The 22179-nt window shown below is 63.9% G+C and carries 22 protein-coding genes; 12 read left to right on the forward strand and 10 right to left on the reverse strand.

The genetic code is table 11. From position 1 onward, the window contains the following. The first annotated feature begins 1 nt into the window (after window position 1). The gene (locus ACIP1G_RS00885; protein WP_400732702.1) at window positions 2-328 is read left to right on the forward strand and encodes a DUF3392 family protein; all 327 of its coding nucleotides are present in this window, start codon (window positions 2-4) and stop codon (window positions 326-328) included. 854 nt (window positions 329-1182) lie between these two features. On the opposite strand, the gene trmB is transcribed toward ACIP1G_RS00885, so the two are convergent. From trmB to ACIP1G_RS00905, 4 genes are all read right to left on the reverse strand, one after another. After that, complete coding sequence (trmB, locus tag ACIP1G_RS00890) at window positions 1183-1905, reverse strand: tRNA (guanosine(46)-N7)-methyltransferase TrmB (protein ID WP_400732705.1); 723 nt, start codon at window positions 1903-1905, stop codon at window positions 1183-1185. 9 nt (window positions 1906-1914) lie between these two features. After that, a complete protein-coding gene (locus tag ACIP1G_RS00895) occupies window positions 1915-2727 on the reverse strand; it encodes a thiazole synthase (RefSeq protein ID WP_400732707.1) in 813 nt (270 codons plus the stop codon). A gap of 54 nt (window positions 2728-2781) precedes the next feature. Beyond that, window positions 2782-2982, reverse strand: a complete 201-nt coding sequence (thiS, locus tag ACIP1G_RS00900) for a sulfur carrier protein ThiS (RefSeq protein WP_346643053.1) — start codon at window positions 2980-2982, stop codon at window positions 2782-2784. Between the two features lie 102 nt (window positions 2983-3084). Then, window positions 3085-3456, reverse strand: a complete 372-nt coding sequence (locus ACIP1G_RS00905) for a DUF423 domain-containing protein (RefSeq protein ID WP_060498067.1) — start codon at window positions 3454-3456, stop codon at window positions 3085-3087. Between the two features lie 64 nt (window positions 3457-3520). On the opposite strand from ACIP1G_RS00905, the gene mtgA reads away from it, so the two are divergent. After that, window positions 3521-4231, forward strand: coding sequence for a monofunctional biosynthetic peptidoglycan transglycosylase (gene mtgA, locus ACIP1G_RS00910; protein WP_400733134.1), 711 nt, complete (start codon window positions 3521-3523; stop codon window positions 4229-4231). 179 nt (window positions 4232-4410) lie between these two features. Here the strand turns inward: mtgA and rpoH are convergent, their stop codons facing one another. The 4 genes from rpoH to ftsY form a co-directional block, all read right to left on the reverse strand. Next, the gene (rpoH, locus tag ACIP1G_RS00915) at window positions 4411-5265 is read right to left on the reverse strand and encodes an RNA polymerase sigma factor RpoH (protein ID WP_400732708.1); all 855 of its coding nucleotides are present in this window, start codon (window positions 5263-5265) and stop codon (window positions 4411-4413) included. Between the two features lie 111 nt (window positions 5266-5376). Further along, the gene (ftsX, locus tag ACIP1G_RS00920) at window positions 5377-6402 is read right to left on the reverse strand and encodes a permease-like cell division protein FtsX (RefSeq protein WP_400732710.1); all 1026 of its coding nucleotides are present in this window, start codon (window positions 6400-6402) and stop codon (window positions 5377-5379) included. Continuing rightward, entirely contained in the window at window positions 6399-7070 is a 672-nt protein-coding gene (gene ftsE / locus ACIP1G_RS00925; protein WP_400732713.1) for a cell division ATP-binding protein FtsE, read from the reverse strand. The genes ftsX and ftsE overlap by 4 nt, the downstream gene beginning before the upstream one ends. Before the next feature lies 1 nt (window position 7071). Then, entirely contained in the window at window positions 7072-8655 is a 1584-nt protein-coding gene (gene ftsY / locus ACIP1G_RS00930) for a signal recognition particle-docking protein FtsY (RefSeq protein ID WP_400732715.1), read from the reverse strand. Between the two features lie 230 nt (window positions 8656-8885). On the opposite strand from ftsY, the gene ACIP1G_RS00935 reads away from it, so the two are divergent. The 6 genes from ACIP1G_RS00935 (at window position 8886) to ACIP1G_RS00960 (ending at window position 16140) form a co-directional block, all read left to right on the forward strand. Then, window positions 8886-10241: a M16 family metallopeptidase gene (locus tag ACIP1G_RS00935; protein WP_400732718.1), complete on the forward strand. Its 1356-nt coding sequence runs from the start codon at window positions 8886-8888 to the stop codon at window positions 10239-10241. Continuing rightward, window positions 10234-11724 (forward strand): M16 family metallopeptidase, encoded by a 1491-nt coding sequence (locus ACIP1G_RS00940; protein WP_400732720.1) that lies wholly within the window; start codon window positions 10234-10236, stop codon window positions 11722-11724. Before ACIP1G_RS00935 ends, ACIP1G_RS00940 begins: the two co-directional genes overlap by 8 nt. Then, complete coding sequence (rsmD, locus tag ACIP1G_RS00945) at window positions 11724-12326, forward strand: 16S rRNA (guanine(966)-N(2))-methyltransferase RsmD (protein WP_400732723.1); 603 nt, start codon at window positions 11724-11726, stop codon at window positions 12324-12326. Before ACIP1G_RS00940 ends, rsmD begins: the two co-directional genes overlap by 1 nt. A 93-nt stretch (window positions 12327-12419) precedes the next feature. Continuing rightward, window positions 12420-13721 (forward strand): M16 family metallopeptidase, encoded by a 1302-nt coding sequence (locus ACIP1G_RS00950; protein WP_400732726.1) that lies wholly within the window; start codon window positions 12420-12422, stop codon window positions 13719-13721. After that, complete coding sequence (locus ACIP1G_RS00955; RefSeq protein ID WP_400732728.1) at window positions 13714-15087, forward strand: M16 family metallopeptidase; 1374 nt, start codon at window positions 13714-13716, stop codon at window positions 15085-15087. Before ACIP1G_RS00950 ends, ACIP1G_RS00955 begins: the two co-directional genes overlap by 8 nt. A gap of 60 nt (window positions 15088-15147) precedes the next feature. Further along, the gene (locus tag ACIP1G_RS00960) at window positions 15148-16140 is read left to right on the forward strand and encodes a hydrolase (RefSeq protein ID WP_400732730.1); all 993 of its coding nucleotides are present in this window, start codon (window positions 15148-15150) and stop codon (window positions 16138-16140) included. Window positions 16141-16282: 142 nt separating this feature from the next. Here ACIP1G_RS00960 and ACIP1G_RS00965 read toward each other — a convergent pair whose 3' ends face one another. Together ACIP1G_RS00965 and ACIP1G_RS00970 are read right to left on the reverse strand one after the other, a co-directional pair. Further along, window positions 16283-17137: a sulfurtransferase gene (locus tag ACIP1G_RS00965; protein WP_400732731.1), complete on the reverse strand. Its 855-nt coding sequence runs from the start codon at window positions 17135-17137 to the stop codon at window positions 16283-16285. 35 nt (window positions 17138-17172) lie between these two features. Further along, on the reverse strand, window positions 17173-17838 hold the full coding sequence (locus tag ACIP1G_RS00970) for a TetR/AcrR family transcriptional regulator (RefSeq protein ID WP_400732733.1): 666 nt from the start codon (window positions 17836-17838) through the stop codon (window positions 17173-17175). Window positions 17839-17988: 150 nt separating this feature from the next. On the opposite strand from ACIP1G_RS00970, the gene ACIP1G_RS00975 reads away from it, so the two are divergent. The 4 genes from ACIP1G_RS00975 to coaD all read left to right on the forward strand — a co-directional run bounded on the left by ACIP1G_RS00975 (window position 17989) and on the right by coaD (window position 22126). Continuing rightward, the gene (locus tag ACIP1G_RS00975; protein WP_400732735.1) at window positions 17989-19419 is read left to right on the forward strand and encodes a coniferyl aldehyde dehydrogenase; all 1431 of its coding nucleotides are present in this window, start codon (window positions 17989-17991) and stop codon (window positions 19417-19419) included. 10 nt (window positions 19420-19429) lie between these two features. Next, entirely contained in the window at window positions 19430-19915 is a 486-nt protein-coding gene (locus tag ACIP1G_RS00980) for a twin-arginine translocation pathway signal protein (protein ID WP_400732738.1), read from the forward strand. Window positions 19916-19935: 20 nt separating this feature from the next. Then, window positions 19936-21534, forward strand: a complete 1599-nt coding sequence (locus tag ACIP1G_RS00985; RefSeq protein ID WP_400732741.1) for a GMC family oxidoreductase N-terminal domain-containing protein — start codon at window positions 19936-19938, stop codon at window positions 21532-21534. Window positions 21535-21646: 112 nt separating this feature from the next. Further along, window positions 21647-22126: a pantetheine-phosphate adenylyltransferase gene (coaD, locus tag ACIP1G_RS00990; protein ID WP_016489662.1), complete on the forward strand. Its 480-nt coding sequence runs from the start codon at window positions 21647-21649 to the stop codon at window positions 22124-22126. The last annotated feature ends 53 nt before the right edge of the window (window positions 22127-22179 follow it).

Raw genomic sequence — 22179 nt, forward strand, 5'->3', positions numbered from 1 at the left:
CATGGATCTGGTACTTGATCTGCTTGCGACGGTTTCCCGCTGGAGCCGCAGCAACCTGTCGGAGATTTCACTGGCCTTGGTAGGCTGCCTGCTGGTGCTGTTCGGCACCGATGTCAAAGCCTGGGCCGAGCAACGCCTGGGCAGCCTGGCGGGCGCCCTGCGCGTGCCGTTCATGGCGGTGATGGTGATGGTCGGCAGCGGTGCAGCGCTGATCTATGCCACCCCGTGGGTGGTCAAGGGGCTGAGCCAGTTCAACAACTACGCACTGGCGCCGGTGCTGGTGGTGGTGGTGGTGCTGATTGGCGTGGTGGCGGATCGCCGCGGCTGAGCCGCAGGCTTGCGCTGAACGCTTGTGTGAGCAACTGTCTTGCTCAGTTTCTAAAAGTCGGTGCGATCCCTGTGGGAGCGGGTTTACCCGCGAAGAGGTCGGTACTGCCAGCAGAAGGCTTGAGATAGTCGGGGCTGCTTTGCAGCCCATCCGACCGGTCCGGCGCCCCGGCAAGGCCGCTCCGACCGCGTTAGCTGTCAGCACAGGAAAACAGGTGGGGGACAGGTTCTAAAAGCTGCCCCGGCAACCAGGGCAGCCCTACCACCTGACTAGCCCTTAGCGGGCATCATCGAAGTGGTCGCGCATGAAGTCCCGAACGGTCTTGAGCACTATCAAGATCCGGACAAGCTTCCAAACGCGGCTCAGCGCATCAAGCAAACGCTTCATATGCCTTGGCCTCCGTGTTGGCGGGCCAATCTTCCAGCATCTAACCGGCGCTTCGATGCCTTCGAAATCAGTGTGGAGGATTTCGGTGAAGCGGCCAGGTTAATGGCCCTTCGAAAGAGAGTCACCGGCACGGTTCTCAGGCCATGTCGAAGGGGCCGGAAAGCAGAATTCTTCTCCCACCCGGCCCATCACAGAAGTCATCCTCACAGGAGCAGCGCGATGATACTTGGGATACACGATAGAAGCTGTTAACCGCTCCGACACACATAATGCTGGATATTTCTTATCATTGACCCACCCACTCGGGCTGCCTATGATCCACTGACCGTGTGGGGGGTTTCGGTGAAGTCCCAGAGCGAAGGATACTCAGTCCTCTCGCTCACACAAAAAAACCGCTCTTCTCAGAGCGGTTTTTTTTCGCCTGCATTTCTGCAGACCCCAGCATACCGAAAAGCCGAATCAGCCGATCAATCCACCTTCTCGAACTTCAAATCCCAAACCCCATGCCCCAGCCGCTCGCCGCGGCGTTCGAACTTGGTGATCGGGCGCTCTTCCGGGCGTGGCACGTAGGTGCCGTCTTCGGCACGGTTGCGATAGCTTGGGGCAGCGCTCATCACTTCCAGCATGTACTCGGCATACGGTTCCCAGTCAGTGGCCATGTGGAACACGCCACCAGGCTTGAGCTTGCGCCGTACCAGCTCGGCGAACTCCAGCTGGACGATGCGGCGCTTGTGGTGGCGCGCCTTGTGCCAAGGGTCGGGGAAGAACAGCATCAGGCGGTCGAGGCTGTTGTCCGCCACGCAGCGGTTCAGCACTTCGATGGCATCGCAGTCATACACCCGCAGGTTCTTCAGGCCCTGGGTCAGCACGCCGTTGAGCAGCGCGCCAACACCCGGGCGGTGCACTTCCACACCGATAAAGTCCTGCTCAGGCGCGGCAGCGGCCATTTCCAGCAGGGAATGGCCCATGCCGAAGCCGATCTCCAGGGTGCGCGGCGCCGAACGGCCGAACACCTGGTCGTAGTCCACCGGGCTGTCAGCCAGCGGCAGGATGTACAGCGGGCCGCCCTGGTCCAGGCCGCGTTGCTGGCCTTCGGTCATGCGCCCGGCGCGCATCACGAAGCTCTTGATGCGGCGGTGCGGGCGGGCGTCGCCGTCGGCGGCGATCGGCGTATCTTGCGAGTCAGTCATCTGGGGCTCTTACTTGATCAGACCATCCAGCGGCGAAGAGGCGCTGGCGTAGAGTTTTTTCGGCATACGGCCGGCCAGGTAGGCCATGCGACCGGCGATGATGGCGTGTTTCATGGCTTCGGCCATCAGCACCGGCTGCTGGGCGTGGGCGATGGCCGAGTTCATCAGCACCGCCTCGCAGCCCATTTCCATGGCGATGGTGGCGTCGGAGGCGGTGCCCACGCCGGCATCGACCAGCACTGGCACCTTCGATTCTTCAAGGATGATCTGCAGGTTGTACGGGTTGCAGATACCCAGGCCGGTACCGATCAGGCCTGCCAGCGGCATGACCGCAATGCAGCCGGCTTCGGCCAGCTGGCGAGCGATGATCGGGTCGTCGCTGGTGTACACCATCACGTCGAAACCTTCCTTGACCAGTACTTCGGCGGCCTTGAGGGTTTCGATCACGTTAGGGAACAGGGTTTTCTGGTCGGCCAGCACTTCCAGCTTTACCAACGTCCGCGACTCATGGGACTTGTAGCCCTCAAGCAGCTCACGGGCCAGGCGGCAGGTACGCACAGCCTCGACGGCGTCAAAGCAACCGGCGGTATTGGGCAGGATGGTGTACTTGTCGGGCGACAGCACATCGAGCAGGTTCGGCTCGCCCGCATTCTGGCCAAGGTTGGTCCGGCGCACGGCCACAGTGACGATTTCGGCACCCGAGGCCTCGGTTGCCAGGCGGGTTTCTTCCATGTCACGGTACTTGCCGGTGCCGACCAGCAGGCGCGACTGGAAAGTGCGCCCGGCCAGGATGAAAGGCTTGTCGCTACGAACGTTGCTCATCGTTGTTCCTCTGGAAAAGGTTGCAGGGCTTGCTTGTGAACCGCCGGGCTGCTGTCAGCCGCCACCGATGGCGTGGACCACTTCGACCTGGTCGCCGTCGTTCAGCAGCGTGCTGTCGTGCTGGCTACGCGGCACGATGTCCAGGTTCAGTTCCACGGCAATGCGGCGCCCGGTCAGCTCCAGGCGCGCCAGCAGGGCTGCAACGCTCTCGCCAGCAGGCAGTTCGTAAGGTTCACCGTTCAGTTGAATGCGCATGCGCACGGCCACCATTGTTCTTTGGGGCCCGCATTCTAGCGCCGAACCGCCCTGCAACCCAAGGGCGGTGCGCGCCATTAGTCGCGATTGTGGACCACTCGGTCAGCCCAGCCGCCAGGCTGCCAGGCCCAGGCACAGCCAACCGGCCAGGAAGCACAGGCCGCCAATCGGGGTGATGATCCCCAGCTTGCCCAGGCCACTGAGGGTCAGCAGGTACAGGCTGCCGGAGAACAGCACGATACCCAACGCAAACAGGCCGCCGGCCCAGCCAACCAGGCGCCCAGGCAGGTGCGCCGAGAGCACGGCGACGCCGAAGATCGCCAAGGCATGCACCAGCTGGTAGGTCACACCGGTGTGGAAGATTGCCAGGTAGTCAGCCGTCAGCCGGTTTTTCAGGCCGTGGGCGGCGAAGGCCCCCAGGGCGACCCCGGTAAAGCCGAAAAAGGCGGCAAGCATCAGGAAGCTGCGAAGCATGGGACGACTCCTTGTATCGGGTCTGTATAATGGCCCCTTCCACCCGTACGGCCAAGCCATCGTCATGCTGCCAACCCTTCTCCGCCGCCTTTCCCGCGCCCTGCTCTGGTTCGCTGCCGGCAGCATCGTGCTGGTGCTGGTGTTTCGCTGGGTGCCACCACCCGGTACGGCGCTGATGGTCGAGCGCAAGGTACAGTCCTGGGTGAGCGGCGAACCGATCGACCTGCAGCGCGACTGGGAGCCGTGGGAGAACATTTCCGATGAACTCAAGGTCGCCGTCATCGCAGGCGAGGACCAGAAGTTCGCCAGCCACTGGGGCTTCGACATCCCGGCCATCCAGGCGGCGCTGGCCTACAACGAGCGCGGCGGCAGCATTCGCGGGGCCAGCACCCTGACCCAGCAGGTGGCCAAAAACCTGTTCCTGTGGTCCGGGCGTAGCTGGTTCCGCAAAGGGCTGGAGGCCTGGTTTACCGCGCTGATCGAGCTGTTCTGGTCGAAGGAGCGGATTCTCGAGGTCTACCTGAACAGCGCCGAGTGGGGCGAGGGCGTGTTTGGTGCGCAGGCGGCGGCGCGTTATCACTTCGGCGTCGATGCCAGCCGGCTCAGCCGCCAGCAAGCGGCGCAACTGGCCGCGGTACTGCCAAGCCCGATCAAGTGGAGTGCCAGCCGGCCGAGCGCCTATGTGGCCAGCCGGGCCGGGTGGATCCGCCGGCAGATGAGCCAGTTGGGTGGACCTGGCTACCTGATGCAGCTCGACACCTCTAGAAAGCTTTGAATGCAGTGCCGGCCTCTTCGCGGGTAAACCCGCTCCCACAGGTATTGTGCAGGCCTTAAAAAACAGCACAGTACCTGTGGGAGCGGGTTTACCCGCGAAGAGGCCGGTACAGCCAACACAAATAAAAAAGCCGCTCACCCCATCAGGGCCAGCGGCTTTTCTGTGTAATCAAGGCCCGATCAGATCGCGATCAGCGCCTTGACCTTGCTCATCGCATTCTTCTCCAGCTGGCGAATCCGCTCAGCCGAAACGCTGTACTTGTCTGCCAGCTCATGCAGCGTAGCCTTCTCTTCCGCCAACCAGCGCTGGTACAGAATGTCGCGGCTACGCTCGTCCAGCCCTTGCAGCGCCTCGTGCAGGTTGCTGGTGGAGTTGTCACTCCAGTCGGCATCCTCCAGCTGCACCGCCGGGTCGTAACGGTGGTCTTCCAGGTAATGCGCAGGCGACTGGAAGGCACTGTCGTCGTCAGCTTCCGCTGCCGGGTCGAAGGCCATGTCCTGGCCACTCAGGCGGCTTTCCATCTCGCGCACTTCACGCGGCTCGACGCCAAGGCTTTCCGCCACGCGATGCACTTCGTCGTTGTTCAGCCAGGCCAGGCGCTTCTTCTGGCTGCGCAGGTTGAAGAACAACTTGCGCTGGGCCTTGGTGGTAGCCACCTTGACGATGCGCCAGTTGCGCAGGATGAACTCGTGGATCTCTGCCTTGATCCAGTGCACGGCGAACGACACCAGGCGCACGCCCATTTCCGGGTTGAAGCGCTTGACGGCCTTCATCAGGCCGACGTTGCCTTCCTGGATCAGGTCGGCCTGGGCCAACCCGTAGCCGGCATAGCTACGGGCGATATGCACGACGAAACGCAGGTGGGCCATCACCATTTGACGAGCGGCCTCGACATCCTGCTCATAATAGAGACGCTCGCCCAGATCACGCTCCTGCTCGACCGTCAGCAGCGGGATGCTGTTGACCGTGTGCACGTAGGCTTCCAGGTTTGCACCAGGTACCAGGGCATAGGCAGGTTGCAACGATGTGGTCATTCAAGAACCTCCGACTTACAAAACTCGCGCCTTGTGGGCGCTGCCAACATTGACCTGGAACGACGGTACAAGTTCCGTAGTGAAGAAAATGTCAATGCTGGCTCGTAAAAACTATCGCGGCGCCAGCTCGTTCAGGTGGCGGGCGACTGCAATCCATGCACCGATATACCCCAACAACACCGCTCCGATCAAGAGCGACAGACCATCGGACGCCGGCACCCCGCCCAGGGCGAAGTCACTGCCGTACAGCCCGGAAAGCCCTACCACCGCCTCGTTCAGCCAGTTCAGGCCAAACGCCAGGATACCCCACGCCAGCAGGCCTGCGCCCAGGCCATACAGGGCGCCCATGTACAGGAAAGGCCGGCGAACATAGGCGTCGGTGCCGCCTACCAGCTTGATCACTTCGATCTCGATTCGGCGGTTTTCAATATGTAGACGAATTGTGTTACCGATTACTAACAGCAGCGCAGAAATCAGCATCACGGCCAAGCCGAACACAAAGCGGTCACCCAGCTTGAGGATCGCGGCCAGGCGCTCGACCCACACCAGGTCCAGCTGCGCCACTTCCACCCGTGGTAGCTCCGACAGGCGCTGACGCAAGGCCTCCAGGGCCGGCTTGTCGACCTCGCTCGGTGTTACCACCACCACACCCGGCAGCGGGTTGTCAGGCAGTTCGCGCAGCGCCTCGCCCAGGCCAGACTGCTGCTGGAACTCCTCCAGCGCCTGCTCGCGGCTGACATACTGCGCGTCTGCCACGCCGGGCATGCCCTTGATTTCGTCGCGTAGCGCCTCGCCATCACGGCTGCCGGCATCGAGCTTAAGGTACAGGGAAATCTGCGCAGCGCGCTGCCACGAGCCGCCAAGCTGCTCGACGTTCTTCAGCAGCAACGACAGGCCCATGGGCATGCTCAGTGCAACAGCCATCACCAGGCAGGTGAAGAAGCTGCCGATCGGCTGCTTGCCCAGGCGGCGCAGGCTGTCAGCCATGCTGGCACGGTGGCTTTCCAGCCAGGCATGCAGCAGCGTGCGGAAATCCGGGCCATCATCGTCTTCGCCGCGCTTTTTCTTCGCCGGTTGCTCGTCGGCGGGTTTCGGTGCAACCCGCTCGGAAACCTTCGGCGTACGTGTAGTGCTCATTGCCCGGCCTCCCCATCGCCGATCAAGCGGCCGCGCTGCAAGGTCAGCATGCGGTGGCGCATGCGCGCAATCAGTGCCAGGTCGTGGCTGGCGATCAATACCGTGGTACCCAGGCGGTTGATGTCCTCGAACACGCCCATGATTTCTGCAGCCAGGCGCGGGTCAAGGTTACCGGTAGGTTCGTCGGCCAGCAGCAGGGCCGGCTGATGGACGATGGCGCGGGCGATACCCACCCGCTGCTGCTGGCCGGTGGACAGGTCGGCCGGGAACAGCTCGCCCTTGTCGGACAACGACACACGCTCCAGGGCCGAGTCCACCCGCTTGGCGACCTCGACCTTGGACAGGCCAAGTATCTGCAGCGGCAAGGCGATATTGTTGAACACCGTGCGGTCGAACAACAGCTGGTGGTTCTGGAACACCACGCCGATCTGACGACGCAGGAACGGGATCTGCGCGTTGCTGATCTGGCCCAGGTCCTGCCCGGCCAGCATCAGCTTGCCGCTGGTCGGGCGCTCCATGGCCAGCAGCAGGCGCAGCAGGGTGCTCTTGCCTGCGCCCGAATGGCCGGTGACGAACAGGAACTCGCCCCGGCGCGCCCGGAAACTCAGTTCATGCAAACCCACATGACCATTGGGATAGCGCTTGGCAACCTGTTCGAATCGGATCATGTCAGTCTCGCTCGGCGAACAGAGCCTTGACGAACGGCTCGGCTTCGAAAGTGCGCAGGTCGTCGATGCCTTCACCAACACCGATGAAGCGGATCGGGATGTTGAATTGCTTGGCCAGGGCGAAGATCACCCCGCCTTTGGCGGTGCCGTCCAGCTTGGTCAGGGCCAGGCCGGTCAGTTCGACGCTCTGGTTGAAGTACTTGGCCTGGCTGATGGCGTTCTGCCCGGTACCGGCATCGAGCACCAGCATCACCTCGTGCGGCGCCTCGGCATCGAGCTTGCCGATGACCCGGCGGACCTTCTTCAGCTCTTCCATCAGGTTGTCTTTGGTGTGCAGACGGCCGGCGGTGTCGGCGATCAGCACATCCACACCACGGGCCTTGGCGGCCTGCACGGCGTCGAAGATCACCGAGGCGGAGTCGGCCCCGGTGTGCTGGGCGATCACCGGGATCTGGTTGCGTTCGCCCCACACTTGCAACTGCTCGACCGCCGCGGCACGGAAGGTGTCGCCAGCAGCCAGCATCACCTTCTTGCCTTCCAGCTGCAGCTTCTTGGCCAGCTTGCCGATGGTGGTGGTCTTGCCGGCGCCGTTCACGCCAACCACGAGGATCACGTAGGGTTTGTTCTGCGCCTGCACTTTCAGCGGCTGCTCGACCGGGCGCAGCAGCGCGGCCAGTTCTTCTTGCAGCGACTTGTACAGCGCGTCGGCGTCGGCCAGCTGCTTGCGGGCAACCTTCTGGGTCAGGTTCTGGACGATGGTCGAAGTGGCTTCCACGCCGACGTCAGCGGTCAGCAGGCGCGTTTCGATTTCATCGAGCAGGTCGTCATCGATGACCTTCTTGCCAAGGAACAGGCTGGCCATGCCCTCGCCGATGGAGGCGCTGGTCTTCGACAGGCCCTGCTTGAGGCGGGCGAAGAAGCCTGGCTTGGCCTGCTCGACGGGCGCGGAGGCTGGTTCTGGCGTAGCTTCTACGGGTCCAGCAACCGCAGCCACAGGTACTGGTGCTGGTGCTGGTGCTGGTGCTGGTTCTGCTGCTGGCCGTTCCGGAATGGCTGGCGGCGCTTTCGGCTCCAGGTCCGGCACCAGGGCCACGGGTTCCTCGGCAACTGGCAGCACCAGGTTGCTGACCGGCGCAGCCGCTTCGACGACCGGGGCCGGCTCGACACGGGCAACTTCGACCGGTGCGGCCTGCAAAGGCGCGGAGGCAACGGGCTGCGGTGCTGGTGCGACCAGCGGCTCGGAAGCGACGGGGTCTGGCTCGGGGGCCTGCAACGGCTGGGACGCAACCGGCTCAGGTAATGGCGCTTCAACTACCGGAGCTACCGGGTATTGGGCTGGCTCGGCGGCCTGCTGCGGCTCAGTCAGCGGTGGCAGCGCAGGGGGCTGAACGGGCTCGGGAGCCTGCGGCGCTTCAGCAGTAGAGGCCTCGACCGGAGCGGCTGCGGGCTGCTCGACGGCGGGTGCTTCTCTCGCGGGCTCGGGAGCTTCCACAGGTTGTTGCGGCTTCTTGCGAAACCAGCTGAACAGGCCTTTCTTTTCGCCAGCCTCGGCCGGCGCTTTTTTGTCGTCGTTGGAACCAAACATGGAAGAAGGCTATCTCAGGGTAGCGATGGGCCAGCAATGCCCATCGGGAATTCTCTCTACGCAGAACAGACTATCTTGAAGCCGGCTGGTTCATGCGCAACGTTTTGTCTTAGTGTCCTGTGGGCCAGAACGGCGACAGGCATGGTCGCCAGGCAACCGGATCAGTATCCTAGCACCTCCTGGCCCGCCGACGCTAAACCCAGCGGGCCGCCGAACAGGTTAAACACCGTATGAATGCTCTAGCCCGCCGCGCCGCTGGCCTGTTGCTCGGCACGCTCTGCCTGCCGCTCGTGGCCTTCGCCGCCGATGTGCAACCCACCCACGAATTCATCCTCGACAACGGCCTGAAAGTGGTCGTGCGCGAGGACCACCGCGCCCCAGTCGTGGTCTCGCAGATCTGGTACAAGGTTGGCTCCAGCTACGAAACCCCGGGCCAGACAGGTTTGTCCCACGCGCTGGAACACATGATGTTCAAGGGCAGCGCCAAGCTCGGCCCCGGCGAGGCCTCGCGCGTGCTGCGTGACCTGGGCGCCGAAGAAAACGCCTTCACCAGCGACGATTACACCGCCTATTACCAGGTGCTGGCCCGCGACCGCCTGCCGGTGGCCCTGGAGCTGGAGGCCGACCGCCTGGCCAGCCTGCGCCTGCCGGCCGACGAGTTCAGCAAGGAAATCGAGGTAATCAAGGAAGAACGCCGCCTGCGCACCGACGATCAGCCCAATTCCAAGGCATTCGAACTGTTCCGCGCCATGGCCTACCCGGCCAGCGGCTACCACACCCCGACCATCGGCTGGATGGCTGACCTCGAACGCATGAAGGTCGAGGAGCTGCGCCACTGGTACGAATCCTGGTACGCCCCCAACAACGCCACGCTGGTGGTGGTCGGCGACGTCACCGCCGACGAGGTCAAGGGGCTTGCGCAGAAGTACTTCGGCAGCATCCCCAAGCGCGCCGTGCCGCCGGCCAAGCTGCCGCTTGAGCTGGCCGAGCCGGGCCAGCGCCAGTTGACCCTGCACGTACGCACCCAGCTGCCCAGCCTGATCTACGGTTTCAACGTGCCCGGTCTGCCCACCGCCAAGGACCCGCGCACCGTGCATGCCCTGCGCCTGATCTCGGCGCTGCTCGATGGCGGCTACAGCGCCCGCATGCCGGCACGCCTGGAGCGCGGCCAGGAGCTGGTCGCCGGCGCTTCGTCCAGCTACAACGCCTTCACCCGCGGCGACAGCCTGTTCCTGATCTCGGCCACGCCGAACGTGCAGAAGCAAAAAACCCTCGCCGATGTCGAGAAGGGCGTGTGGCAGCTGCTCGACGAACTCAAGACCACCCCGCCTAGCACCGAGGAACTGGAACGCGTACGCGCCCAGGTCATCGCCGGCCTGGTCTACGACCGCGACTCCATCAGCAGCCAGGCCACCACCATCGGCCAACTGGAAACCGTAGGCCTGTCCTGGAAGCTGATCGACAGCGAGCTGGACGAGCTCAAGCGCGTCACCCCGCAGGACATCCAGAACGCCGCGCGCACCTACTTCACCCGCGAACGCCTGAGCGTTGCCCATGTACTGCCCGAGGAGTCCGCTCATGAGTGACCGCCGCGCACCACGCCCAACCCTGCTGGCCACGGGCATCCGCGCCCTGGCGCTGGCGGCTGTGCTCGCCGCCCCGGCCATGGCCGACAACGCCACCAAGGCCGACAGCAATGCTGCCCGCCCGGCCAACACCTTGCAGTCGCTGGCTGAACTGGATGGCAAGGCGCCCAGCCGGCGCCAATTGAACATCCAGAACTGGACCACCGCCGAAGGCGCCCGGGTACTGTTCGTCGAAGCCCGCGAACTGCCGATGTTCGACTTGCGCGTCACCTTCGCCGCCGGCAGTAGCCAGGACGGCAGCACGCCAGGCCTGGCCGCCTTGACCAACGCCATGCTCAACGAAGGCGTGGCCGGCAAGGACGTGACCGCCATCGCCGAAGGCTTCGAGGGCCTGGGCGCGGACTTTGGTAACGGTTCCTACCGTGACATGGCCGTGGCCTCGCTGCGTAGCCTCAGCGCCAAGGACAAGCGCGAACCGGCGCTCAAGCTGTTCGCAGAGGTGGCCGGCAAGCCGACCTTCCCCGAAGATGCCCTCAAGCGCATCAAGAACCAGATGCTGGCCGGCTTCGAGTACGAGAAGCAGAACCCAGGGAAGATCGCTGGCAAGGCGCTGTTCGCCAATCTCTACGGCGACCATCCCTACGCCCACCCGAGCGACGGCACCGCCGAAAGCATCAACGGCATCACCCTGGCACAGTTGCGCGCCTTCCACGCCAAGGCCTACACCGGCGCCAACGCGGTCATCGCCCTGGTCGGCGACCTCAGCCGCGCCGAGGCCGAAGCCATCGCCGCCCAGGTGTCCGCCGGCCTGCCCAAGGGCCCGGCACTGTCAGCACCGGCCCAACCCACTGAAACGTATGCAACCCTGAACCACATCGATTTTCCGGCCACGCAGACCCATCTGATGCTGGCCGCACTCGGTATCGACCGCCAGGCCCCTGACTGGCCAGCGCTGTCGCTGGGCAACCAGATCCTCGGAGGCGGTGCCTTCGGTACCCGGCTGATGAGTGAAGTGCGTGAAAAGCGCGGCCTGACCTACGGCGTTTACTCGGTGTTCAGCCCGATGCAGGTACGCGGCCCGTTCATGATCAACCTGCAAACCCGTGCCGAGCTCAGCGAAGGCACGCTCAAGCTGGTACAGGGCATTCTTGCCGACTACCTCAAGAGCGGCCCCACCCAGCAGGAACTGGACGACGCCAAGCGTGAGCTGGCCGGTAGCTTCCCGCTGTCCAACGCCAGCAACGCCAGCATCGTCGGCCAACTGGGCGCCATCGGTTTCTACAACCTGCCGCTGACCTGGCTGGAAGACTTCATGCAGCAATCCCAGGCCCTCACCGTCGAGCAGGTAAAGACGGCCATGAACAAACACCTGTCAGCCGATAAACTGGTGATCGTCACCGTTGGCCCGAAAGTGCCACAAAAACCGCTGCCAGCACCTACTGACAAGCCCTCCGAGCAGCCGCTCGGGGTACCGGAGCACTAATGCCAAGATCCACCCCCTCCGCCCGCCCGCAAGCGGGCCAAAGCAAGGGCCAGGGCCACCTGCGCATCATCGCCGGCGAATGGCGCAGCCGCCGCCTGGCGGTGCCGGAAGGCGAAGGCCTGCGGCCAACGCCCGACCGCGTGCGCGAAACCGTGTTCAACTGGCTGGCGCCCTATATCGAGGGTGCCCGCGTGCTGGACGCCTTCACCGGCAGCGGCGCACTGGTGCTTGAAGCCCTGTCCCGTGGGGCCGAGGATGCGGTGGCGCTGGACAGCAACCCGGCGGCCATTGCCAACCTGAAGAACAACCTCGAAATCCTGCGCTGCCCGCGCGGGCAAATTCTGCAAACCGACGCCCTGCGCTACCTGCAAGGCCCGGCCAAGCAGCAGTTCGACGTGGTGTTCCTCGACCCGCCGTTCCACCAGGACTTGCTGGCCAACACCTGCAACCTGCTGGAGCAGAACCAGTGGCTGCACGAGCAGGCCTGGGTCTACACCGAAAGCGAGGCCGCGCCATCGACCCTGCAAATGCCGGGCAACTGGCGCCTGCACCGCGAGAAGAAGACCGGCCAGGTGCACTACGCACTCTGGCAGCGTGGCTGACCACGTCACCCAGGGTTGGCGTACTTAGTTACCACCAGCCCGCCTGCAGCATGGCTGAAGCTGCTCCTTCGTTTATGCAGGAGCACTTCAACCATGAACCAACGCCCCTCCCCACCCATACCCGCTAGCGCTGTAAGCGCGCTCTCGCTTGCCAACGGCCTGCGCGTGTACCTGCGCGAAGACCATCGCGCCCCACTGGTCAGCGTGCAACTGTGGTACCACGTCGGTTCCAGCTACGAACCTGAAGGCCACACTGGCCTGTCCCACGCCCTGGAACACTTGCTGTTCGAAGGCAGCAGCAAACTGGATGCGGGGCAATATTCAGCCCTCATGACCCGCCTGGGCGGTGACCCGAATGCATTTACCAACACGGACGCCACGGTCTTTCCGTTGACGCTGCCTGCCAAGCGTCTGGAGATAGCCCTGGAGGCCATGGCCGACGTCATGGCCAGCGCCACCCTCAGCGATACGCCATTTGCCCGTGAACTGGCGGTGGTAATGGCCGAACGGCGCGAAGATGTCGACAACAGCCCCTTGGCCCTGGCAGTGGAGCATCACTACCTGCTGGCCTATGACAACCGTGGGTATGGCACGCCAGTGCTCGGCCACAGGGCCGACCTCAGCCACATGACCCCGGCTGCGGTACGCACCTGGTACCAGACCTGGTACCACCCTAACAACACCACAATCGCGGTGGCCGGTGACATAAGCCCAGCACAGCTGCAAACGCTGGTAACGCGCTACTTTGCAGCGATTCCCGCCCATCGTCTGCCATCGCGACCAACCCCCACTACACACCTGGGGCAAATTCGACGCGACCAGACCCTGCGCTTGAAAGGCCGGTACACCGGCGTGATCCTCAGTTTCAACCTCCCCAGCCAATGTACCGCCAACTCCAACGCACAAGCCTATGCACTGCGGCTGCTGCCCGAAATTCTTGCCGAGGGCCACGCCAGTGCCTTGCAGCGTCGGCTGGTGCTGGACGAACCACTACTGCAGGGCATGAGGTCAAGCTACGAGCCCTGGCAACGCGGCGACAGCCTGCTGATGCTCTACGCCTTCTGCAGCCCGCAGGTTACGCCGGAGGCTGCAGCCGAGAGGCTGATGCTTGAGATCGAGGCGTTCCGCCAGTCGGCCCCCTCCAAAGAAGACTTGCTGCGCGCCAAGGCACGCTTGCTGGCTAGGCAACTGTTCGCGAGGGACGACATCAGCCAGCAGGCTGCGGCCATCGGCCAACAGGCCGCCTGTGGCCTGGACCCCATGGCCCTGGAAGACGAGCGGCGCGCTATCGAAGCAGTCACCGCTGAACAGGTAGGCCTGGTCGCCTGGCAATTCCTGACCGAATCCCGGGCAGCCATCACCTTCATGCACCATAAGGAGACCGCTGATGAATGATGTGATCACGAACGTGCAGCAACCTGACACTGCCACCAGCATCTACACCGGCCTGGTCTCGGCCCATGGGGTTGACCTGGACCAATTCGATACCCCTCATACGCAGGTACAGGCCTGGACGACAGCAGCAGGTACAGGCGTGAAATTCGTCGAAACCCGTGGGCTGCCTATCGTCGATGTGGTCCTGCGGTTCAAGGCTGGCACCACCCAGGACACCTCGCAACCCGGCCTGGCAGCCCTGACGCTGTACATGCTCGATGAAGGCAGCCAGCGCCATACCGCAGGCCAGCAAGCGCAGTGCATGGAGCACCTGGGTGCGATCATGGAAAAACAGGTACGCCTGGAGCATGCAACGTTGAGCCTGCGCAGCGTGAGCAGCAAAGCGACACTGGAGCAAGCCCTGGAACTGTTTACCGACCTCTTGGCACACCCAGCGTTTCCCACGCCCGCACTGGAAAAGGTCAAGCGTCAGATGCTGCAACATGATGCCTCACGCGAACGTATGCCCAGGCTGAGGGCCCGCAGTGAAGTCTTCCGTCATCTGTTCAACGGCCATCCGTATGGCAACCCTCTGGGTAGTACGCCCCAGGGCCTGGCAAGCGCTACCGTTGACGACGTGCGGGAATTCCACCAACGCGCCTATGCCGCCAGCAACCTGGAAATGGTTCTGGTCGGCGATCTGTCCCAGACAGAGGCGCAGGCCATCGCCCACCAGCTCAGCCAGGCCCTGCCGCAAGGCTGGGCAGCCACTGACCTGCCTGCTGTGCCGTCAGCGCCACCTGCAACCCTTCACATCGAACAGGCCGGCACCAGCGCCGCAGTTCTGCTGGCGCTACCCATGAACGTTCCCAGCAATGATCCCGAGTACCTGGCCCTGGTGCTGGCCAGTGAAGTACTGGGCGCGGGTCTCGAATCCCGCCTGATGATCGAACTGCGCCAACGTCGCGGTTTGACCTACGGCATCTACAGCAGCATATCGGCCATGCGTGCCGGCGGTCTGTTCAGTATCGAGTGGGAAATTGCACCACCGCTGGTACAAGGCTCGCAGGAGCTGGTAACGACATTGCTGGGCGATTTCATCGACCAAGGGCCAACCCAGGCCGAGCTGGACCTGGCGCGCAAGCAGCTGGCTGGGCAATTGCTACGCGGGGTTGCGCAGAACAAGAGCCTGGCAGCCTTGCTTACGGAAATCACTTATCAACAGCAGCCCGCTGATCAGCTGAACACCTACATCGAACGCATCAGCAGACTGACACCGGCGGATATCCGCGCCGTCATGCAGCGCCGGCTCGACCTGAGCTACAAAGTACTGGCCAGTGTCGGCCCACAGGTCGACCAGCAACCGCTGCCAGCCACCGACCAATAGCGCAGGTACAGTGGCGCTGATTCATGGCAATCTAGGCAGGCACATCACGAGTTGCCCAGCATGCCCAGCCCCAGCGCCACATTCCGCCCGGCCATCGGCCTGTCCAACCCCCATCTGCAAACCTTGTGGGGGCCACTGTGGCGCAAGCTGCCTGAACTGCAACGCAACCGCGAGCGGCTGTGGCTGGCCGACGGTGACTTCATCGACCTGGACTGGCATGGGCCACACCAGCCGCACGCCCCGTTGGTGCTGGTGCTGCATGGGCTGACCGGTTCGTCCCATTCGCCATACGTGAAAGGCTTGCAGCAAACGCTGCAAGCGCGCGGCTGGGCCAGCGTGGCAGCGAACTGGCGCGGCTGCTCGGGCGAACCCAACCTGTTGCCACGCAGCTACCATTCCGGCGCCAGCGAAGACCTGGCCGAAATTATCAGCCACCTGCGCGCCCAGCGCCCGCTGGCGCCGTTGTATGCGGTGGGTTACTCGCTGGGTGGCAATGTACTGTTGAAATACCTGGGCGAAAGCGGCATCGCCAGTCAGCTGGAGGCGGCAGTCGCGGTGTCGGTGCCGTTTCGCCTGGACCACTGTGCCGACCGCATCGGCCAGGGCTTCTCCAAGGTCTACCAGGCGCATTTCATGCGCGAAATGCTGGCGTATGTGCAGCTCAAGCAGCGCCACTTCCACGACAACGGCCAGCATGAACGCCTGGCCACGCTGGAGCGCTTGGGGCCGTTGACCCGATTGCGCACGTTCTGGGACTTCGACGGCAGGGTTACCGCACCCTTGAACGGCTTTCGCGACGCACACGACTACTATCGCCGCTCATCGAGCCATTTCTTCCTCGGCCAGAACCGGACGCCGACACTGATCATCCACTCCAGCGATGACCCGTTCGTCTCCGGCCATAGCCTGCCCACCGCCCGTGAACTGGCGCCGCAGACCCGCTTCGAACTGCACAGCCGTGGCGGCCATGTAGGGTTTGTCGATGGCAGCCTGCGCAACCCGGGGTATTACCTGGAGCGGCGGATTCCGCAGTGGTTGGTGGAAGGTAGCTAGTCTTCAAGTGCCCTCAGCCTGCGCGATCCCTGTGGGAGCGGGTTTACCCGCGAACACCGGCGAAGCCGGTGCCATCCACCGCGCAGGATTCTTCGCGGGTGAACCCGCTCCCACAGAGCCCCTGCTAAAACCGCCGATATTGTTACTCGCCCGTGGCCACGCCATGCTCCGGGTTGTTGATCCACTCACTCCACGACCCGGCATACAGCTTGCCCAACGGATACCCCGCCAGCGCCAGCGCAAACAGGTTATGGCACGCCGTCACCCCCGACCCGCAATACGCCACCAGCTGTTCCGGCGCCCGCCCGGCCAGTTTTTCGGCAAAGCGCTGCTTGAGCTGCTCCGCCGGCAAAAAGCGCCCATCAGCCCCCAGGTTGTCGGTAAACGCTGCGCACTGAGCTCCCGGAATATGCCCAGCCACCGGGTCGATTGGCTCCACTTCGCCACGAAAACGCGGTAAGGCACGCGCATCGATCAAGGTCAGGTCAGCCGCGCTTAGGCGCTTGCCCAGGTGTTCGGCATCGATCAGCAGCTTGGCATCCGGCTCACCGCTGAAGGTGCCTTCACGCTTGGGCGGTGGGTCCAGGCTCAACGGCAGGTGCGCCGCATGCCAAGCCTTCAGGCCACCGTCGAGAATCGCCACGCCGCTGCGCTTGCCCAGCCAGGCCAGCAGCCACCAGGCCCGGGCGGCAAAGGCGCCCGGGCCGTCGTCGTACAGCACCACCTCACTGTCATTGTCCAGGCCCCACTCACGCAGGCGCTCAACCAGCCGCCGTGCATCGGGCAATGGGTGGCGCCCGGTGCGTCCCTTGCTCACCGGCCCGCTGAGGTCGCGCTCCAGGTCGGCAAAATGCGCCCCGGCAATATGCCCTTGGGCATAGCTGCGTTGGCCATAGTCCACATCCTCGAGGGCAAAGCGGCAGTCGAGGACCACCAATTTGGGCGAGTCCAGACGCTCGGCCAACTGCTGCGGGGTGATCAATTGCGCAAGGGGCATGACTATCTCCTGATCAATGGCGCTAGAGCCCTGGGCTAGTGTTCCAGGGCCTGGTTGAACGGTACATGGAATTCCTGGCACAGCGCGTCCACGGCATTGCGGGCGCTGTCGGTGACAAAGCCAAGCTCCAGCACCAGCACCTGGTAGACGCCGCGCTTGAAGGCTTCTTCACCCAGGTGCGCGGAATGTTCACGCGTGGTGCTGAGAAAACGGACCCAGGACGTCAGCACGATCCAGGCATTGATGGTCAGCGATTCGATCTGTGCCGACGCCATGGCCAGGATGCCCGCCTCGACAAAGCCGCGGTAGATCGCCTGGCCCTGGCGCAGGCAGCGCTCGGAAAAGCGCCGGTAACGGGCAGCCAGCTCCGGGTCGCTGTCCAGCAGGTGCTCCAGGTCGCGGTGCAAGAAGCGATAGTTCCACATCGCCGCCAGCAGGGCCTTGAGGTAGAAACGCTTGTCCTCAACGGTCGGCCCACGGCCTTGCGGCGGGCGCAGGAAGCTGTCCACCAGCTCTTCGTACTGGCTGAACAACAAGGCGATGATCGCCTGCTTGTTGGGGAAGTGGTAATACAGGTTGCCGGGTGAGATTTCCATGTGCGCGGCAATGTGGTTGGTACTGACGCTGCGTTCGCCCTGCTGGTTGAACAGCTCCAGGCTGCTCTGCACGATGCGCTCTCGGGTCTTCATGCGCGGGGCCATGCTCAGCTCCCAGTCTGCGGGCTTCGATAAAGGGCCATCTTACGGCGATTCACTGCGCTGATGCACCGTTCTCCGCTATGAAAATACTCGCACCATGGTGCCAATTAGAGTATAGGCTCCAGACACTTCAAGCCCAGCCGGGAGACCGTCATGACCTCGCCCATCGCCTTGCCTCCTGTGCATTCCCACATCGATCTTGAAGCCTCATTCGCCGCCCAGCGCCAAGCCTTTTCCGGTAACCCCATGCCGCCCGCGGCCCAGCGGCGGCAGTGGCTGAAAAGCCTGCGTGAGGCGTTGCTTGCAGGCCAGCAGCAGTTGATCGAGGCCATCGATGCCGACTTCGGCGGGCGCAGTGCCGATGAGACCTTGCTGGCCGAATTACTGCCATCGGTACAAGGCATCCGCCATGCCGAACGCCACCTGCAGCGCTGGATGCGACCGGCCAAACGGGCTGTTGGCCTGGCCTTCCAGCCGGCCAGCGCGCGGGTGCTGTACCAGCCATTGGGCGTGGTCGGCATCATCGTGCCATGGAACTACCCGCTGTTCCTTGCCATCGGCCCGTTGACCTGTGCCCTTGCCGCCGGCAACCGGGTCATGCTCAAGCTCAGCGAGGCGACACCGGCCAGCGGCCTGGCCCTGCAGGCGCTACTGCAACAGGTGTTCCCCGAGGACCTGGTCAGCGTGGTCCTTGGCGAGGTCGAGGTTGGCCAGGCGTTCGCCCGCCTGCCCTTCGATCACCTGCTGTTCACCGGCGCCACCAGCATCGGCCGCCAGGTCATGCTGGCTGCCGCGCAAAACCTGACGCCAGTGACCCTGGAGCTGGGCGGCAAGTCCCCTGCCGTCGTTTCAGCCAGCGTACCGTTGGGTGCGGCCGCCGAGCGCATCGCCTTCGGCAAGACGCTCAACGCCGGCCAGACCTGCGTCGCCCCCGACTACGTGCTGGTGCCGCGTGAGCGCCTGAACGACTTCGCCGATGCCTACCGCAAGGTTGTACGACGGATGTACCCACGTATCGCCGACAATCCTGACTACAGCGCCATCATCAACCCACGGCAGCTCATGCGCCTGGAGCATCTGCTGGATGACGCCCGCGCCAAGGGCGCGCAGGTTATCGACCTGTACCCCGACGAAGCGCGCCAAGGCCGGCGCCTGCCACCATGCTTGCTGACAAAAGTGAACGACAGCATGCAAGTGATGCAGGACGAAATTTTCGGCCCGCTGCTGCCGCTGGTGCCTTACGACACCCTCGATGACGCGCTGGCCTACATCAACCAGCGCCCGCGGCCATTGGCGCTGTACTACTTCGGCTACGACCGCAGCGAGCAGCAACATGTCCTGCAGTACAGCCATTCCGGCGGCGTCTGCCTGAACGACACCTTGCTGCACGTGGCCCAGGACGATCTGCCATTCGGTGGCATCGGGCCCTCTGGCATGGGGCACTACCACGGCCATGAAGGCTTCCTGACCTTCAGCAAGGCCAAGGCGGTACTGGCCAAGCAACGCTTCAACGCCGCCCGGCTGATCTACCCGCCATATGGCAAAGCCTTGCAGCGCCTGGTCTACAAGCTGTTCATCCGCTGAGGGCCGGGCCATGCACCGCCGCGACCTGTTGCGCTTCAGCCTTGGCGCCAGCGCCTTCCTGGCCGCTGCCAGCCTGGTTGGCTGCAGCGCGCAAACCGCCGCACCGGGCTACCAGGTACTGCGCGACGACGACCTGCCGTTGCTGCGGGCGCTGATCCCCGTGGTACTGGCCGGCACCCAGGCCAGCGAGACGCTGGTACTGCACAGCCTCGACCACAAGCTGGCGGCACTGTCGCCGGAAATGCTCAAGCTCACCCGGCAACTGTTCGACGTGCTCAACCTGCCGCTCACCCGCGGCCCGCTGAGCGGCGTCTGGGGCGCCTGGGCGCAAGCCGGGCCCGCGCAGGTCACGGCTTTCCTGCAGCGTTGGCAGGACAGCTCGCTGAACCTGCTGCGCATGGGCCACGCCTCGTTGCTGCAATTGCTGCAGATGGCCTGGTACGAACGCCCCGAGTCCTGGGCCGCCTGCGGCTACCCGGGCCCACCGAAAATCTGAAAACAACAAGAGCAGCGCCAATGCCTGTCACCGACCCGTTTCGCCAAGGCCTCGAACGCGGCTGGATCACCCACGACGCTTCGCGCCTGGAGCACGACCTTGCCCTGGAGGCTGACATTGCCGTAATCGGCAGCGGTGCTGGGGGCGCCACCAGCGCGCAGATGCTCAGCGCCGCAGGTTTCAAGGTGCTGCTGATCGAAGAAGGCCCGCTGAAGACCAGCAGCGACTTCCACCTGCTGGAGAACGAAGCCTACGCCAGCCTGTACCAGGAAGGCCTGGGCCGCATGAGCAAGGACGGCGCCATCACCATTCTGCAGGGCCGCGCCGTGGGCGGCACCACGCTGGTCAACTGGACCTCGAGCTTTCGCACCCCGCCGCAGACACTGACGCACTGGGCCACGGCGCACAGCGTGGCCGGCTTGAGCGAAGATGAACTGCGCCCCTGGTTCGAACGCATGGAGCAGGAATTGGGTATCACCCCCTGGGCCATGCCACCGAATGCCAACAACGACGTATTGCGCCGTGGCTGCGAACAGCTGGGCTACCGCTGGGCGGTGATTCCGCGCAACGTGCGCGGCTGCTGGAACCTGGGCTACTGCGGCATGGGTTGCCCGGTGAATGCCAAGCAATCAATGCTGGTAACGCGTATTCCTGCCACCCTCGAGCAAGGCGGCGAGCTGCTGTACCTGGCCAGGGCCGAGCGTTTCCAGCACAACGGCGAGCGCATCCAGGGCCTGACATGCCAAGCCCTGGATGCCCAAGGCATACACCCCACGGGCAGGCTGGTCAGCGTACGCGCTCGCCATTACCTGCTTGCCGGCGGCGGTATCAACAGCCCGGCCCTGCTGCTGCGCTCCGAAGCGCCCGACCCACATGGCCGCTTGGGCAAACGCACTTTCCTGCATCTGGTGAATTTCAGCGCCGCTCGCTTCAAGGACCGTATCGACCCCTACTACGGCGCCCCCCAGTCCATCTACAGCGATCACTTCCAATGGCAAGACGGCGCAGACGGCCCGGTGGGCTACAAACTGGAAGTGCCGCCGCTGCACCCCGCCCTGGCCAGTACCCTGCTGGGCGGCTACGGCCACAACAATGCCCAACGCATGGCCGAGCTGCCGCATACCCATGTGATGCTGGCGCTGCTGCGCGATGGTTTTCACCCCGAAAGCCAGGGTGGGGCCGTGGAACTGCGCGGCGATGGCTCGCCGGTGCTCGATTACCCGGTCACCGACTACCTGCGTGACGGCTTGCGTCGCGCCTACCGCAGCATGGCGCAGATCCAGTTCGCCGCCGGCGCCAGCCAGGTAACCCCAGTGCACAGCGATGCCAGCGTCGCGTCCAGCCTGGAGCAGGCCATGGCCATGATCGACAACTTGCGCCTGGAACCCTTCCGCACACGCCTGGGCAGCGCCCACGTGATGGGTGGCTGTGCCCTCGGCGAAGACCCGCGCCAGGCGGTGTGCGACAGCCTGGGCCGCCATCACCAGCTGGAAAACCTGTCGGTTCACGACGGCTCGCTGTTCCCCACCAGCATCGGTTCCAACCCGCAACTGTCGGTATATGCCATCAGCGCCAAGCTAACCGAGGCGCTGGTCGCCCGCCTGGCACACAGCGCATGACAACGAATACGCCCCCTGTCTATAGTGCCATCAGCTGGCCGCATGACTTGGCCGGGGCGCCGTCGCTGCGCTACCATCCGATTCCCCAACGCACTCCAGCCAGGATGACGCGATGAACCGAGTGTTGTACCCGGGTACTTTCGACCCCATTACCAAAGGCCATGGCGACTTGGTCGAACGCGCCTCGCGGCTGTTCGACCACGTGATCATCGCGGTGGCGGCCAGCCCCAAGAAAAACCCACTGTTCCCGCTGGAACAACGGGTTGCGCTGGCCCGTGAGGTCACCAAGCACCTGCCCAATGTCGAAGTCATCGGCTTCTCTTCCCTGTTGGCGCATTTCGCCAAGGAACAGGGCGCCAACGTCTTCCTGCGTGGCCTGCGTGCGGTGTCCGACTTCGAGTACGAGTTCCAGCTGGCGAACATGAACCGGCAACTGGCCCCCGATGTCGAGAGCCTGTTCCTGACGCCATCGGAACGTTATTCGTTCATTTCCTCGACCCTGGTCCGGGAAATTGCCGCACTGGGCGGTGATATCAGCAAATTCGTCCACCCGGTGGTGGCCGAGGCGCTGACCGAACGTTTCAAGAAGTAGGCCATACGCCTGATTGTCGCGCCCGCGTGCACTGCGGGCGCGAATGCGGCACA

It is taken from the genome of Pseudomonas sp. NPDC089392 (assembly GCF_044749595.1).
In the GTDB taxonomy this organism is placed as follows: Bacteria; Pseudomonadota; Gammaproteobacteria; order Pseudomonadales; family Pseudomonadaceae; genus Aquipseudomonas.

What these genes read in the sequence shown, in the direction of transcription:
- ACIP1G_RS00885 (WP_400732702.1), top strand. Translation starts at nt 2, where the DNA reads ATGGATCTGGTACTTGATCTGCTTGCGACGGTTTCCCGCTGGAGCCGC.
- trmB (WP_400732705.1), bottom strand. Translation starts at nt 1,905, where the DNA reads ATGACTGACTCGCAAGATACGCCGATCGCCGCCGACGGCGACGCCCGC.
- ACIP1G_RS00895 (WP_400732707.1), bottom strand. Translation starts at nt 2,727, where the DNA reads ATGAGCAACGTTCGTAGCGACAAGCCTTTCATCCTGGCCGGGCGCACT.
- thiS (WP_346643053.1), bottom strand. Translation starts at nt 2,982, where the DNA reads ATGCGCATTCAACTGAACGGTGAACCTTACGAACTGCCTGCTGGCGAG.
- ACIP1G_RS00905 (WP_060498067.1), bottom strand. Translation starts at nt 3,456, where the DNA reads ATGCTTCGCAGCTTCCTGATGCTTGCCGCCTTTTTCGGCTTTACCGGG.
- mtgA (WP_400733134.1), top strand. Translation starts at nt 3,521, where the DNA reads ATGCTGCCAACCCTTCTCCGCCGCCTTTCCCGCGCCCTGCTCTGGTTC.
- rpoH (WP_400732708.1), bottom strand. Translation starts at nt 5,265, where the DNA reads ATGACCACATCGTTGCAACCTGCCTATGCCCTGGTACCTGGTGCAAAC.
- ftsX (WP_400732710.1), bottom strand. Translation starts at nt 6,402, where the DNA reads ATGAGCACTACACGTACGCCGAAGGTTTCCGAGCGGGTTGCACCGAAA.
- ftsE (WP_400732713.1), bottom strand. Translation starts at nt 7,070, where the DNA reads ATGATCCGATTCGAACAGGTTGCCAAGCGCTATCCCAATGGTCATGTG.
- ftsY (WP_400732715.1), bottom strand. Translation starts at nt 8,655, where the DNA reads ATGTTTGGTTCCAACGACGACAAAAAAGCGCCGGCCGAGGCTGGCGAA.
- ACIP1G_RS00935 (WP_400732718.1), top strand. Translation starts at nt 8,886, where the DNA reads ATGAATGCTCTAGCCCGCCGCGCCGCTGGCCTGTTGCTCGGCACGCTC.
- ACIP1G_RS00940 (WP_400732720.1), top strand. Translation starts at nt 10,234, where the DNA reads ATGAGTGACCGCCGCGCACCACGCCCAACCCTGCTGGCCACGGGCATC.
- rsmD (WP_400732723.1), top strand. Translation starts at nt 11,724, where the DNA reads ATGCCAAGATCCACCCCCTCCGCCCGCCCGCAAGCGGGCCAAAGCAAG.
- ACIP1G_RS00950 (WP_400732726.1), top strand. Translation starts at nt 12,420, where the DNA reads ATGAACCAACGCCCCTCCCCACCCATACCCGCTAGCGCTGTAAGCGCG.
- ACIP1G_RS00955 (WP_400732728.1), top strand. Translation starts at nt 13,714, where the DNA reads ATGAATGATGTGATCACGAACGTGCAGCAACCTGACACTGCCACCAGC.
- ACIP1G_RS00960 (WP_400732730.1), top strand. Translation starts at nt 15,148, where the DNA reads ATGCCCAGCCCCAGCGCCACATTCCGCCCGGCCATCGGCCTGTCCAAC.
- ACIP1G_RS00965 (WP_400732731.1), bottom strand. Translation starts at nt 17,137, where the DNA reads ATGCCCCTTGCGCAATTGATCACCCCGCAGCAGTTGGCCGAGCGTCTG.
- ACIP1G_RS00970 (WP_400732733.1), bottom strand. Translation starts at nt 17,838, where the DNA reads ATGGCCCCGCGCATGAAGACCCGAGAGCGCATCGTGCAGAGCAGCCTG.
- ACIP1G_RS00975 (WP_400732735.1), top strand. Translation starts at nt 17,989, where the DNA reads ATGACCTCGCCCATCGCCTTGCCTCCTGTGCATTCCCACATCGATCTT.
- ACIP1G_RS00980 (WP_400732738.1), top strand. Translation starts at nt 19,430, where the DNA reads ATGCACCGCCGCGACCTGTTGCGCTTCAGCCTTGGCGCCAGCGCCTTC.
- ACIP1G_RS00985 (WP_400732741.1), top strand. Translation starts at nt 19,936, where the DNA reads ATGCCTGTCACCGACCCGTTTCGCCAAGGCCTCGAACGCGGCTGGATC.
- coaD (WP_016489662.1), top strand. Translation starts at nt 21,647, where the DNA reads ATGAACCGAGTGTTGTACCCGGGTACTTTCGACCCCATTACCAAAGGC.